The sequence below is a fragment of the Leucobacter muris genome (assembly GCF_004028235.1).
GTDB lineage: Bacteria > Actinomycetota > Actinomycetes > Actinomycetales > Microbacteriaceae > Leucobacter > Leucobacter muris.
Genome location: NZ_CP035037.1, coordinates 1656726 through 1670246, shown reverse-complemented (window position 1 = coordinate 1670246; position 13521 = coordinate 1656726). Strand labels below are relative to the sequence as shown.

The 13521-nt window shown below is 71.0% G+C and carries 14 protein-coding genes; 8 read left to right on the top strand and 6 right to left on the bottom strand.

Translation table 11 applies throughout. The features are described 5' to 3' along the window. Window positions 1–11 precede the first annotated feature (11 nt). Complete coding sequence (locus Leucomu_RS07850; RefSeq protein WP_128386863.1) at window positions 12–1040, top strand: phosphotransferase; 1029 nt, start codon at window positions 12–14, stop codon at window positions 1038–1040. Window positions 1041–1101: 61 nt separating this feature from the next. Here Leucomu_RS07850 and Leucomu_RS07845 read toward each other — a convergent pair whose 3' ends face one another. After that, on the bottom strand, window positions 1102–2154 hold the full coding sequence (locus Leucomu_RS07845) for a hypothetical protein (RefSeq protein ID WP_128386862.1): 1053 nt from the start codon (window positions 2152–2154) through the stop codon (window positions 1102–1104). Window positions 2155–2209: 55 nt separating this feature from the next. Further along, the gene (locus Leucomu_RS07840) at window positions 2210–2395 is read right to left on the bottom strand and encodes a CsbD family protein (protein ID WP_128386861.1); all 186 of its coding nucleotides are present in this window, start codon (window positions 2393–2395) and stop codon (window positions 2210–2212) included. A 200-nt stretch (window positions 2396–2595) separates the two neighbouring features. On the opposite strand from Leucomu_RS07840, the gene Leucomu_RS07835 reads away from it, so the two are divergent. The 3 genes from Leucomu_RS07835 (at window position 2596) to Leucomu_RS07825 (ending at window position 4848) form a co-directional block, all read left to right on the top strand. Further along, entirely contained in the window at window positions 2596–3399 is an 804-nt protein-coding gene (locus Leucomu_RS07835; protein WP_128386860.1) for a DUF1206 domain-containing protein, read from the top strand. Between the two features lie 123 nt (window positions 3400–3522). Next, entirely contained in the window at window positions 3523–4131 is a 609-nt protein-coding gene (locus Leucomu_RS07830) for a flavodoxin family protein (RefSeq protein ID WP_164884526.1), read from the top strand. A gap of 48 nt (window positions 4132–4179) precedes the next feature. Beyond that, window positions 4180–4848 (top strand): Pr6Pr family membrane protein, encoded by a 669-nt coding sequence (locus tag Leucomu_RS07825; protein ID WP_228407038.1) that lies wholly within the window; start codon window positions 4180–4182, stop codon window positions 4846–4848. Between the two features lie 55 nt (window positions 4849–4903). Here the strand turns inward: Leucomu_RS07825 and Leucomu_RS07820 are convergent, their stop codons facing one another. From Leucomu_RS07820 to Leucomu_RS15490, 4 genes are all read right to left on the bottom strand, one after another. After that, window positions 4904–5140 carry an Rv0909 family putative TA system antitoxin gene (locus Leucomu_RS07820; RefSeq protein ID WP_017882517.1) on the bottom strand — a complete coding sequence of 79 codons (237 nt, stop codon included), beginning with the start codon at window positions 5138–5140 and terminating at the stop codon, window positions 4904–4906. A 92-nt stretch (window positions 5141–5232) separates the two neighbouring features. After that, window positions 5233–5835: a hypothetical protein gene (locus tag Leucomu_RS07815; protein WP_128386859.1), complete on the bottom strand. Its 603-nt coding sequence runs from the start codon at window positions 5833–5835 to the stop codon at window positions 5233–5235. A 9-nt stretch (window positions 5836–5844) separates the two neighbouring features. Then, entirely contained in the window at window positions 5845–6909 is a 1065-nt protein-coding gene (zapE, locus tag Leucomu_RS07810; protein WP_031289439.1) for a cell division protein ZapE, read from the bottom strand. Window positions 6910–6995: 86 nt separating this feature from the next. After that, complete coding sequence (locus tag Leucomu_RS15490; RefSeq protein ID WP_228407037.1) at window positions 6996–7478, bottom strand: alpha/beta hydrolase; 483 nt, start codon at window positions 7476–7478, stop codon at window positions 6996–6998. 781 nt (window positions 7479–8259) lie between these two features. Between Leucomu_RS15490 and Leucomu_RS07800 the strand changes: the two genes are divergently transcribed. The 4 genes from Leucomu_RS07800 to Leucomu_RS07785 all read left to right on the top strand — a co-directional run bounded on the left by Leucomu_RS07800 (window position 8260) and on the right by Leucomu_RS07785 (window position 13481). Next, on the top strand, window positions 8260–8832 hold the full coding sequence (locus Leucomu_RS07800; protein ID WP_128386858.1) for a DUF3000 domain-containing protein: 573 nt from the start codon (window positions 8260–8262) through the stop codon (window positions 8830–8832). Then, on the top strand, window positions 8829–10022 hold the full coding sequence (locus tag Leucomu_RS07795; RefSeq protein WP_128386857.1) for an HRDC domain-containing protein: 1194 nt from the start codon (window positions 8829–8831) through the stop codon (window positions 10020–10022). Before Leucomu_RS07800 ends, Leucomu_RS07795 begins: the two co-directional genes overlap by 4 nt. A 121-nt stretch (window positions 10023–10143) precedes the next feature. After that, window positions 10144–11340: a thiolase family protein gene (locus Leucomu_RS07790; protein WP_407656637.1), complete on the top strand. Its 1197-nt coding sequence runs from the start codon at window positions 10144–10146 to the stop codon at window positions 11338–11340. A gap of 5 nt (window positions 11341–11345) precedes the next feature. Beyond that, complete coding sequence (locus tag Leucomu_RS07785; protein ID WP_128386855.1) at window positions 11346–13481, top strand: 3-hydroxyacyl-CoA dehydrogenase NAD-binding domain-containing protein; 2136 nt, start codon at window positions 11346–11348, stop codon at window positions 13479–13481. The last annotated feature ends 40 nt before the right edge of the window (window positions 13482–13521 follow it).

The window sequence follows — 13521 nt, the reverse complement described above, 5'->3', positions numbered from 1 at the left end:
AGGACGTTTGCATGACTTCTCGGAATCCTTCACCCCGCACGCTGACCATTCCCCGCAGCGAGTCGACGCGTCTACTGCGCGAGCACTACGGCATCGAGGCGGTGGGGCTCACGCCGCTCCACAGCGAGCTCTCGACCGTGGTCGGCGTCGACCTCGTCGACGGCACACGACGCGTGTTCCGGGCAAGTGCGTCAAGCCCGCGGGAGCTGGTGCTCGCGCACTGGCGGATCGGGGCAGCGGATCGCCTCGACGACTCCGGCATCCCCACCGGCCGCTCGGTGCCGGCGCTCAGCGGCGAGAAGGTGGTGGAGGCGGAGACCTCGGACGGCCCTGCGGCGCTTCACGTCGGGGAATGGCTCGACGGGTTCATGCTGAGCGCTGCGCTTCCGACGCCGTTTCTCATGCGTGCCGTGGGCGAAGCGGCGGCCCGGGTGTCTGCGGGGCTGGCCGATTGGCCGGCCCCTCCGGCCGAGGTGGCGCACCCGTGGGAGCTGCTGCGCACGGTCGAAACGATTCAGGCGACGGTGCATTCGGTGACCGATCCTGCTGCGCGACGGCTGGTCGACGAAGCGCTCGCGCGGTTCACCGCGACGGTGGAGCCGCGCCTGGCGGATCTGCCTCACCAGGTCGTGCATCACGATCTGCACGACTCGAACATTCTCGTGGACACCGCGAGCGAGCGGGTGACCGGCGTGCTGGACTTCGGCGACATGGTGTGGGGGCCGCGAATCGCCGATCTCGCGATTCCCGGCACGCACGGTGCGCGATCCTCCCTCGACCCGACGTCGGCGTTCATCGAGGTCGCGGAGGGGTGGGGGCGCGTCTCCGCGCTGGAGCCGGAGGAGATCGATCTGGTGTTCACCGCGGGGCTCGGTCGGCTCGCGGTGAATCTGAGCGTGTGGACGGATCGCGCGAACACGGAGCGCGCCGAGTACGCGCGGGCGCGTTCGGCACGCACGGCGAAGACGCTGCGGCGCCTGCTCGCCGCGGATGAGGCGACGGTGCGGGCGGAACTCCACCGCCGCCTCGGCCGTCGATAGATCTCCAGTCCCCGGCCCGCTCCCCCGGCGGTGCGGCGGTCACGAGACGGCGCGCGGCGCTCTACTCGGCGGAGTTCATGCGCTGGCGCTCGCGCTGTCCGTGCGTCAACCTCCTGATGTCGACGTCCGAGTCGAAGCTCGAACCGAGCGCACCCGCCACGGTGCCGAGTGACGCGCTCAGCACGGCGATGTCGACGTAGTTCGAGAAGCGGGCCTTCGAACCGAGCACCTGGCCCATGAAATCGGGGTCGATCACGATGAGCGCGCTCAGCAGGATGATCACCACGAGCGACGCGTAGAGCGCCAGCACGCAGAGCACCAGGGTCAGCACCGTAGACAGGTTGTAGAGCAGGATCACCTCGGTGACGCTCGCATGGCTCGGCCGGTCCCAGAGCCGGTTGCCGATCAACAGCCACGCCACGATCACGCAGATCGCGAGCAGACTGATGACCGCCAGCCGGAACGGGCTGAGCGCCGCGGACATCTGCCAGATCGAGTTGTAGAAGACGCCGAACGCGCCGGCCGCGGCGGCGGCCGCGAGCGCGCTCGACAGCTTGGGCACGATCCGCCACGGATCGTTCGAGAGCACCATGCCGATCACGGTGCGCGCTCCCCCGGCCAGCCGGTGCGCCTGCAGCAGCCGGTTCGAGTTGTCGGGGCTCCCCCGCCACTGCGCCCAGCCGATGCGGTGCCGAGCGTGATCCTGTGCGCCTGGATCCGAACGCATCTGCCGCACGCACGACACCAGGGTTCGCAGCAGGCGGCTACCCGTTGCCCCTGCACCGAGGGTGGGCAGCGAGACTATGGCGACGTCGTCGGAGACGAGGACCTCGGCGACGAGCGGCCTGCCGTGGCGGTGACGCGGGATCTCGGTGACCATGAGGATCACGTCGACGTGCTCGTACTCGGTCGAGAGCTGTTTGACGTCGGAGACGTCGAGGGTGTCGTCGGGGTCGATCCGGATCAGCTCCGTGCGGGCGTGCACCCCGACCGGGGCGCCGAGCAACCGTTCGAGCTGTGCTTCGAGCCGTTCTCGGATGCGGTCGACGCGGCGCGAGGGCAGCCCGGGATCGGCGACGACGAGTACGCTCCACTGGTCGGAGCGCGGGCGCAAACGAGGATCCCCGCGACTCCCGTCCGGGAGCCGCGGGGATCCATCGCGGCGGAGACTACCGATCGAAGACATCCTTCGCGGCGTCCTTGGCTTTCGCGGCGGCGTTCTTGATGTCGCCCTTTGCCTGATCGGCCTTGCCCTCGGCGACCTTCTCGTCGTCGCCGGTCACGTTGCCCAGGGCCTCCTTGGCCTTGCCCTTCGCCTTGTCCATTCCGGCAGACAGCTTGTCCGATGCACTCATGTGGAGCCTCCTTCGTGTTGACGCCCCCAACTCTTCCAGCGCGAGCGGATCGGCTCCAGGGGCTTGCTTGCCCGGCTCATCTGTGCAATACGCGCGGAGGACGCAAGGGTCGGGCGACGTCGTCAGATGGCGTGCCCCTCCTTCGCGCCCCGTCCCCTCGCGGCGCGAAGGTCGGGGCGCCCACCGGCTACGCTCGAAGCGTGAAACCCGAGATGAAGTCGGCCGCGCGCAGCGCGGAGCGCAAGACTCCGCTGCGCGTGCTCGCCCGCGGCGGCTACGTCGCGAGCGGCCTCATCCACCTGCTCATCGGCGGCATCGCGTTCGCGCTCGCGTGGAGCGGGCGCGGCGAGACGGATCAGGCGGGCGCCCTCACCGCGATCGCCTCGGCCCCGCTCGGGTTCGCGGCGCTGTGGGCCGTCGCGGTGCTGCTGTGGGCGCTCGGCGTTTACCACGGCATCCACGGCGTCGCCCTGCGCATCGAGCATCGACCGAAGCGGTGGGCGCGGCGGGTGGCCGAGTGGGGGCAGGCCGCGCTGTTCATCGCGATGGGGGTCGTCGCCGCCGCGGTCGCGGTCGGCGCGCGCCCGGATCCCGATTCGAGCGCGCGCGAGGCCAGCCGGGGGCTCCTCACCTTCCCGGGCGGGCCCGTGCTGCTGGGGTTGATCGGTGCGGGCGTGGCGGTCGGCGGGATCGCGTGGATCGTGATGGGTGTGCGACGCAGCTTCCGCAACCGGGTCACCCTGCCGCCGGGCGCCCCCGGCACGGCTATCGCCGCGATCGGAGTGCTCGGCTTCGTGGTGAAGGGCATCGCGCTCGCGGTCGTGGGCGTGCTGCTCGTCGAGGCCGCCCTGCAGCGGAATCCGCGAGCCGCAGGCGGCCTCGACGCCGCGATCGAGTCGCTGAGGTCCTTGCCGCTCGGCGGTGCGATGGTCGCCGTCATGGCGGTGGGGTTCACGGCGTACGGAGTGTTCTGCGTGTTCCGCGCCCGTTACGCCGATCTGTAGACGTCGGCGAGGCCCGCGTCGCGACCCATCGGCCTCGTGGTGCCCCGATGCGGTCGCTAGCGCTGATCCCGGCGAAAGGGAACCCCCTTTCGCGGCGCGCGCCGGCGCGCCTACGGTGGGCCCATGACTGCATCGCTGACGGCTCTGATGATCAACTGCACGCTGAAGCCCTCGCCCGGTCCGTCGAGCGGGGACGTGCTCGGTGGCCAGGTGATGACCGCGCTCGAGCGGCGAGGCGTCGCCGTCGACACGGTGCGGGCGGTCGACTCTCGCATCCTGCCCGGCGTCGAAACCGATATGGGCGAGGGCGACGAGTGGCCGCGCATCCGCAGGGCCGTGCTCGACGCCGACATCCTGGTCTTCGTCACGCCGACGTGGCTCGGCCAGCACTCGAGTGTGGCGCAGCGGGTGCTCGAGCGGCTCGACGCCGAGTTGAGCGAGACCGACGAGACCGGGCGTCCGATCCTGTTCGATCGGGTCGCGATCCCCGTCGTCGTGGGCAACGAGGACGGCGCCCACCACATCACGGCGATCCTTGCGCAGGCGCTCGGCGATGTCGGCTTCACGATCCCTGCGCAGGCCTCGGTGTACTGGAACGGCGAGGCGATGCAGAAGACCGACTACCGCGAACTCGACTCGACGCCCGATCCCGTCGCCTCGGCCGTCGAGACCGCAGCCGCGAACGCGGCGCATCTCGCGGGGCTGCTGCGTCGCGACCCGTACCCCGCGTAACCTGCGTCGCCGGCGCGCGGCCGGGCCGCTGCGGCTATGCTGACCCGCATGTCACTCGCACGCCCCGCGCTCGTCTCATCCTCACCTGTGGCGGCGCCCGTCGCTGCGCCTGTGGTGGGGGCCGCGCGAGTACTGGCGGGGGCGACCGTCGTCGTCGTGCTCGGGTACGGCTACATCGAGGGCATCGGCCACAACCGAACGAACCCCCTCGACTACTTCGGGTACTTCACCAACCTCACGAGTCTGCTGACCAGCGGGATCCTCATCTCCTGCGGGCTTCGCACGATTCGGGGCCGGCCCGCAGACGCTCGGCTCGTGCTCGCACGGGCCGCCTCGATCGCCTGCATGATCGTGGTCGCCGTCGTCTACAACGGGATCGTGCCCGGCACGGCCGCCGCTCCCCCGTGGGTGAGCGCGACCCTGCATGCGGCGCTGCCGATCGCGGTGGTGCTCGACTGGCTGCTCGTCGGAGACTGGCCGCCGCTCTCGTGGCGTTTGATCTGGATCGTGCTGCCCTATCCGCTGCTCTGGCTCGCCGTGGTGCTCGTGCGGGGCGCCACCGACGGTTGGGTGCCCTACGGGTCTCTGCTGCCCGAGCGGGGCGCGGCATCGCTCGCGGTCACGGCGGCGGGGCTGCTGGCGATGCTGCTCGTCGGCGCGGCCGCGGTCTGGGGCGGAAGCCGCCTCACAGGCGTTCGCGGGGCGCTGAGACGATAGCGTCGGCGAGGGCCCCGGCATCCCCCACAGGGCGGGGCCCTCGCGTGCCTCTCTGCTACTCGTTGCCGATCTTGCCGTCGAGGTTGTCGCGCAGCTCGGAGACCTTGTCGCTGTGCTTGCCCCCGGTGACCTTGTTCGCGAGGCCGGCCGCGCCGTCGAGGATCTTGTCGCTGATGCCCTCGGCCTGCTCGCTCTTCAGCGCCTCATCGATCTTGTCTGCGTTCTGCTTCGCGAACTCCCCGGCCTTGCCCGCCAGCCGGGAGGCCTGCTTGCCCAGATCCTCGATGCCCATGTCCGATTCCTCTCGTCGCGCTCCGACCGATTCGTCGCGTTGCCGCCATTATGGCGCGCGACGAGCCCGATCGACAGAGGGTCGACCGAGAATCAGCCGCGAATGCCGTGCCGACGCATCACGGCCTGCACCGCGGGCGCGAAGCGCTCCCGCGGCAGCACATGCCCCTCGCGACGCATGCCGCTGTCGGTGATGCGCAGCACGCGCTCTGGCGAGAGGAAGCTCTCCCGCCCCTGGCTGTCCCAGCCGCCCGTGCCGACCGAGACGAAGTCGCGGTGCGCTTTCGTGCTCAGATAGCAGCCGGCCGTGGTGTCGCCGTCGATCCGCGCGATGATCAGCACCGGGCGATCCTTGCCGCGCCCGTCGTTCTCCACGTACGGCACCCAGGTCCACACGATCTCACCAGGGTCGGGATCGCCGTCTGGATGCGGCTCGTAGCTCGGACGCAGGGCGCCGATCTCGTGCGGCGTCAAATCTCGGGTCGCGTCCGCGCCGTTGCGGCCCGGGCTGTCCTCCAGACCGAGCGCCGGCGATGCGGTGTCCGAGCCGCGGCGCGCAGCGCGCAGCACGGCGGGCCGGCCGCGCGATCCGCGCCCCCGATCCGATCCCGGCCGCCGCTGCGAACCGATCAGCGCGTCGGCCACGGCGCGCGCGATCCCGCGCAGCAGTCCGCGGCCCGATGCCCCGCCAGCCACGCCGCCGCCCTACGCCTCGAGCTCGCTCGAGGTGAGCGCATTGAGACGGGACATGCAGCGCAGATACTTCTTGCGGTAGCCGCCGTCGAGCATGCCGCCGCCGAAGACCGACGTGAGCGGCACGCCCGTCGCCCGGATCGGGATCTGCGCGTCGTACACGCGGTCGATGAACGCGACGAAGCGCAGCGCCGCAGACTGATCGGTGAGCTCGTGCACGTCGCGCAGGCCGATGCACTGCACGCCGTCGAGCATGCCGACGTAGCTCGACGGGTGCACCGTCGCGAGGTGCGCGATGAGCTGCTGGAAGTCGTCGTCGGTCATGCGTTCGCCCGAGGCGGCCACGTCGGCCAGGGCGAACCGGTACGCGTCGACGTCGAGCGCGACGGCGTCTCCCTCGATGTCGCGCTGACGATAGTCGACGCCGTCGATGCGCACCGTCGTGAAGCGGTCGGCCATCGCCTGGATCTCGCGCATGAAGTCGGCGGCGGCGAAGCGGCCCTCGCCCAGCGCGTTCGGGGGCGTGTTCGATGTCGCGATGAACCGCGAGCCGGTCGAGGTGAGGTCCTTGATCAGCCTCGTCATGAGCATCGTGTCGCCCGGATCGTCGAGCTCGAACTCGTCGATGCAGATGAGGCGCGCGCCCTGCAGCACGCCGAGCGCTCCGTCGTACCCGAGTGCACCCACCAGCGCCGTGTACTGGATGAAGGTGCCGAAGTACTTGCGACCCGCCGTCGCGTGCCACGCCGCCGCGAGCAGGTGCGTCTTGCCGACGCCGAAACCGCCGTCGAGGTACACGCCGGGCTTGGCGGGCGCGCTCTGCCGCGGCTCGGTCTGCTTCTTGCGCCCGAAACCGAAGAAGCCGCCGCGGGCCGCGGGCGGCTCGGGCTCGGTGAACGAGCGCAGCAGGCTTCGCGCCTCCTCCTGCGACGGGTACTCGGGATCGGGCCGGTACGAGTCGAATGAGGCGTGATCGAACTGCGGCGGCGGAACGAGCGTCGCGACGAGCTCGGCGCCCGAGATATTCGGATGCCGGTCGATGAGACGGGCGGAGCTGTGCTGGGGGTCGGAAGACATCGTGGGCAAGTCTACCGCTGCCGCGGCCGCGCGCTGTCGCCTGAGCGCGGTGACCTGCTGCGATTCGACGGCGGTCCGGCCGCCGTTCAGCCGCGCCAGGCCGGCCGGGGCAGCGCTCGCGCGAACTGCTCGGTCGCGCGCTCCCAGCGCTCGGGGTCGACGTTCCACAGCTTCACGTGCTCGCCGCGCTTCTGCAGTCGCAGCTGCACGAGATCGGGCCGCGCCGCCGCGAGGCGCTGCGCGCCGCTGCACGGCACGAAGCTGTCCTGCTCGCTCGCGTGCACGAGCACCGGCACCTGCAGCTCGCGCCCGAAGGCCGCGGCATTCAAGCCGTCGAATGCGATCCCGCCCGCCTCGCCGCCGCGCACGCGCCCCTGCCAGAGCAGGCGGATGCCGAGCTCGGCGACGAGCTTCGGCGCGCGTCTGCCGGCCGCGTGGTAGCGCAGCAGCTCGTCCCAGTCGATGGCCGGCGAGTCGAGGATCAGGCCGTCGATCGCGTCGCGGTGCTCGCCGCGGGTCGCGGAGACGAGCGCGGCCGTGCCGCCCATCGACCATCCGAACAGCGTCACCCGCTGCGCTCCGCGGGCGACGGGCCTCGGCGATCGCCGCGTCGACGTCGCGGGCCTCCGAGACACCCACGCCGTAGCGTCCGTACGCGCCGCTCGGGGCGCCGGGGTCGTTGCGGTAGCTGATCACGAGGCTCGTGATGCCGGCGCGCGCGAGCGGCGCCACGCCGCGAAGCGTCTCCTCCGGAGGGGCGCCGCGTCCGTGCACGTGCACCGCCCAGCGCTTCTTGCGAGTGCGAGGCGGGTGCACGATCCACGCCTCGCACTCGCCGAGCTCGGTGGGGTACTCGATGCGCTCGGTCGCGTATCCGAGTTCTTCGGGTGCGACATACCACCAGCCCGCGAGGCGTGCCCGCGTGCCCTCGCGGGGCGCACCGCGGTCCACCCGCAGCAGTTCGCGCATCGTGCCCTCGGGTCCCGAGGAGAGCACCGGCCCGAGGCGGGCGTGGCCGGCGCCGCCGTCGAAGACCAGCGAGTAGCGGCCCGGCAGGTCGCAGTCGACGCCCCGCAGTCGGACCACGGTCGCCGAGCCGCTGCGCTGCAGGCCGACCAGCGTGACCGGCGACTCGGCCTCGCGCTCGGGCGTCACCGCCATGCGGGCCAGCGCGACGCCGCCCGCCACCACTCCCACCGCGCCGACCGCCGCCGCTCCGGCCGCGAAGCCGAGCCCACGAGCCGCGTTGCGCTGCCAGTTCTCCATGAGCCGCTCTCCTCTCCCGCGATCCGCCCTGCACGGCGTGGCATCGCGAAAACCCTCACAGCAAACTCTAGTGTTCCCCTTGTGATGGCAAGGATTGGTCTGCAGTCGGTCGACTTCGAGGTCGCTGCCGCTCAGATCCGCGGCGCCAGGCTGCGCAGCGAGCTCGTGACGCAGGAGATCCCGGCTCCCGAGAGGATCGCACCCCGATCGATCGCCATGGCGGCGGGCGTGGCGCGGGGCCCGCGGCGCGGCCTCTCCCCCGACGGCACCATCGACTCGCACTACGGCGCGGGTCGTATCGTGCTCATGCACGACCCCGAATCGGCCGAGGAGTGGGGCGCACCGTTCCGCATCGTCTGCTTCGCGCAGGCCCCGCTCGAGGTCGAGATCGGCGTCGACCCCTTCATCTCCGACGTCGCCTGGTCGTGGCTCGTCGACGCACTCGACTCGCGCGGCGCCGAGTACACCTACCTGTCGGGCACCGCCACGAAGACGCTCTCGAGCGGTTTCGGCACGCTCGAGGCGCAGGGGGACGCCGCCCAGATCGAGCTGCGCGCGTCGTGGACCCCGCTCGGCGCGGACTTCGGCGCGCACGCCGAGGCCTGGTCCGAACTGCTGTGCCTGCTGGCCGGGCTGCCCCACGGAGCGGGCGAGTGACCGTGGTCGAGCAGTCCGAACTCGACACCGACTGGTCGCTCGTCACCGACGAGGCGGCTCTGGAGCGCGCCGCCGACGCCCTCGCATCGGGCGCGGGCCCCGTCGGCGTCGACGCAGAGCGGGCATCCGGCTTCCGCTACGGCTCGGACGCCTACCTCGTGCAGGTGTTCCGGCGCGGCGCCCGCCCGTTCCTGTTCGACCCCACCGAGCTCGAGACCTTCGCACCTCTGGCCGAGGCCATCGGTGACGAGGAGTGGATCCTCCACGCCGCGAGCCAGGACATCCCCTGCCTCAGCGCGATCGGCCTGCAGCCCACCCGCCTCTTCGACACCGAGCTCGCCGCGCGACTGCTCGGCTACGAGCGGGTCGGCCTCGGTGCGATCGTGGAGTCGCTGCTCGGGATCAGCCTCGAGAAGGCCCACTCGGCCGCCGACTGGTCGCAGCGCCCGCTGCCCGAGCCCTGGCTCGAGTACGCGGCCCTCGACGTGGCGCTGCTGCCCGACCTGCGAGACGCCGTCGCCCAGGATCTCGAGGCGCAGGGCAAGACCGAGTTCGCGCTGCAGGAGTTCGAAGCCGTGCGCACCCGCCCCGACAAGCCCCGCGGTCCGGAGCCCTGGCGCAAGCTCTCCGGCGGCCACGCTCTGCGCTCGCCCCGTGCGCTCGCGATCGCACGCGAACTGTGGCTGGCGCGCGACGAACTCGCTCGCGAGCGCGACGTGGCGCCCGGCCGGCTGATCCCCGACTCCTCGATCGTGGCGGCCGCCGCGGCGAACCCCCGCTCGAAGGGCGACCTCGCCCGATTGCAGACCTTCCGCGGCCGAGCCAGCCGCCCCGAGATCGACCGGTGGTGGCGGGCGATCCTGAACGGCAAGACGACCGAGGATCTGCCGGGGCCGAAGCCGCGGGATCCCGATTTCATGCCCCACCATCGTGGGTGGCCGCAGCGCCATCCCGAGGCCGCTGCGCGGCTCGCCGCAGCCCGGGGAGCCCTCGAGGCCGAAGCCGAGCGGCAGCGCATCCCCCTCGAGAATCTGCTGACGCCGGACACCCTGCGGCGGGTCGTGTGGAGCCCGCCCGGAGATCGCTCGACCGCCGCAGTGGCACTGCGTCTCAAAGAGTTGGGCGCCCGTGACTGGCAGATTGGCATCACTGCACCAATCATTGCCGCCGCTTTTGTGGACCTCGCATAAGAAGTAACACTGTGGTGCTCGGAATTGCGGCGATCACGCACTCCCCCTTCCCTCGGTGAGACTCCGTCTCTAGGATGGTTGAGACGCAGATCACACACCTGATGGAGGCACAGTGGCCGCAATGAGAGAAGTCGTGTTCGTCGACGGGGTGCGCACCCCGTTCGGTCGCGCCGGCGAAAAGGGACTGTACGCGGGGACCCGCGCCGACGACCTGGCGGTCAAGGCGCTGCAGGGCCTGATCGAGCGCAACGAGGCGCTTCCGCTCGACCGCATCGACGATGTGGGCATCGCGGCGACCACGCAGCAGGGCGACCAGGGGCTCACCCTGGGCCGCACCGTCGCAATGCTCGCGGGCCTGCCCGTCACCGTGCCGGGCTTTGCGCTCGACCGCATGTGCGCGGGCGCCCTCACCGTCGCCTCGTTCATGGGCGCGGCGATCGGCTCGGGCCAGTACGACCTCGCGATCGCCGGCGGGGTCGAGCACATGGGGCGGCACCCCATCGGCCTCGATGCCGACCCGAACCCCCGATTCGTGGCCGAGAAGCTCGTGAGCCCGGACGCCCTCAACATGGGCATCACCGCCGAGCGGCTGCACGACCGCTTCCCCGAGCTCACCAAGGAGCGCGCCGACCGCTTCGGCATGCTGAGCCAGCACAAGGTGCAGGCGGCGTACGACCGCGGCGACATCCAGGCCGACCTCGTGCCCGTCGCCACCCGCTCCGAGAGCGGCTGGGGCGTCGCCACCGAAGACGAGGGCCGTCGTCCGCAGACCACCATGGAGGGCCTCGCCGGCCTGAAGACTCCGTTCCGACCCCACGGCCGCGTCACCGCCGGCAACGCCTCCCCGCTCACCGACGGCGCCACGGTCTCGCTGCTCGCTGGCGCCGACACCGCCAAGGAACTGGGACTCGGTGCCAAGATGCGCCTCGTCGGCTTCGCCTTCGCCGGCGTGCAGCCCGAGGTCATGGGCCTCGGCCCCGTGCCGTCGACCGAGAAGGCGCTGAAGCGAGCCGGGCTCACCGTCGACGACATCGGCCTCTTCGAGCTCAACGAGGCCTTCGCGGTGCAGGTGCTCTCGTTCACCGACCACTTCGGGATCGCCGACGACGACCCGCGCGTCAACCCCTGGGGTGGCGCCATCGCGTTCGGCCACCCGCTCGCGGCCTCCGGCGTGCGCCTCATGATCCAGCTCGCGCGCCAGTTCGAGCAGCGTCCCGACGTGCGCTACGGCGTGACCGCCATGTGCGTCGGCCTCGGCCAGGGCGGCACCGCCATCTGGGAGAATCCTCACTTCGACGGCAAGAAGGGCAAGAAGTAATCGCCATGACCGACTACAGCAAGATCGATTTCTCGCCGATCATCGACGCCTCGGCCGACGAGGTCGTCACCGAATCGTACGTGCGCGACGTCGCACTGCCCTCGGGCGGCGCGCTCGCCCTCATCACCCTCGACAACGGTCGCGACCACACGCGCCCCAACACACTCGGACCCCGTACCCTGCAGGGCCTCGAGCGCGTGCTCGACGAGCAGCGCGATCGGGCCGCCGCGGGCGAGATCCGCGCCGTCGCGGTCACCGGCAAGCCGTTCATCTTCGCCGCGGGCGCCGACCTCTCGAAGGTCTCCACGCTCGCCACCGAGCAGAACGCGCGCCTCATGGCGCAGTACGGGCACCGAGTCCTCGGCAAGCTGGGCAAGCTCGGCGTGCCCTCCTTCGCCTTCGTCAACGGTCTCGCGCTCGGCGGGGCTATGGAGATCGCGCTGGGCTGCGACTACCGCACGCTCGACTCGTCGGCTGCGGCACTCGCGTTCCCCGAGGTCTTCCTCGGCATCATCCCCGGCTGGGGCGGCGCCACCCTCGTGCCGAACCTCATCGGCATCGAGAACGCCCTCGAGATCATCGTCTCGAACCCGCTCAAGAACAACCGCATGCTCAAGCCGAAGCAGGCCTACGAGATGGGCCTCTTCGACGCGATGTTCGGCGCGGCCAGCTTCCTCGAGCGCTCCGTCGCGTGGGCCGACGGCGTGATCGAGGGGCGCGTCAAGGTCGACCGGCCCCACGCGCCCGGCAAGCTCGAGCGCCTCACCAAGTGGCCAGCCGCGATCAAGATCGCGCGCGACACCCTCAAGGCGCGCATCGGCACCGCGGCGAAGGCGCCCTACGTCGCCCTCGACCTGCTCAGCGCGGCGAAGGACAACGACATCGAGCGCGGCTTCGAGCGCGAAGACGACGCGCTCGCCCAACTGATCTCGAGCGACCAGTTCGCGGCCTCCATCTACGCCTTCGACCTCGTGCAGAAGCGCGCGAAGCGGCCCGCGGGCGCCCCCGACCGCGAGCTCGCCCGCCCCGTCAAGAAGGTGGGCGTGATCGGCGCCGGTCTCATGGCCAGCCAGTTCGCGCTGCTCTTCGCCCGCAAGCTGCGCGTGCCCGTGCTCATCACCGACCTCGACCAGGCGCGCGTCGACAAGGGTCTCGAGTACATCCGCGGCGAGATCGACAAGATGCACCAGAAGGGCCGGCTCTCGTCCGACGACGCCAACCAGTTGAAGGCGCTCGTGAGCGGCACCACCGACAAGGCGCTCTACGCCGACTGCGACTGGGTGATCGAGGCCGTGTTCGAAGAGCTCGGCGTGAAGCAGCAGGTGTTCGCCGAGATCGAGCCGATCATCTCCCCCGAAGCCATCATCGCCACGAACACCTCGTCGCTGTCGGTCGAGCAGATCGGCGCGAAGCTCGCCCATCCCGAGCGGCTCGTGGGCTTCCACTTCTTCAACCCGGTCGCGGTGATGCCCCTCATCGAGGTCGTCAAGGTGCCCGCCACCGACGACGCGGCGCTGGCGACCGCGATGTCCGTCGCGAAGAAACTCGGCAAGAGCGCCGTGATCACGGCCGACCGCCCCGGCTTCGTGGTGAACCGCCTGCTCGCGAAGGTGATGGGCGAGGCGGCACGCGCGCTCGACGAGGGCACCCCGATGCCGGTGGTCGAGCGCGCACTCGCGCCGATCGGCCTGCCCATGGGCCCGTTCGAGCTCATCGACCTCGTCGGCTGGAAGGTGGCGGCACACGTGCAGGACACCATGGTGCACGCGTTCCCCGACCGGTTCTACGCCTCGGAGAACCTGCACCGGCTGGCCGAGGTCGACGAGCCCCTCGTCAAGACCAAGCACGGCAAGGTCGAGGATCTGTCGAAGGCGGGCAAGAAGGCCGTCACGCTCGGCAAGACCGCGGCGAGCGAGGAGGAGATCCTGCGCCGCGTCGAGGACGAGCTCGCGAACGAGATCAAGATCATGCTCGACGAGGGTGTGGTGGCCGCGGCGGAGGACATCGACCTGTGCCTCATCCTCGGCGCCGGGTGGCCGTTCCAGGCGGGCGGCGCGACCCCCTACCTCGATCGCGTGGGCGCGAGCGAGCGCGCGTTCGGCGGGGTGTTCCACGAGCCGCGCATCCAGGGCGCCCGCTAGACGCCTCCGTGTGCCTGAGGCCCCTGTTCGGATCATCCGG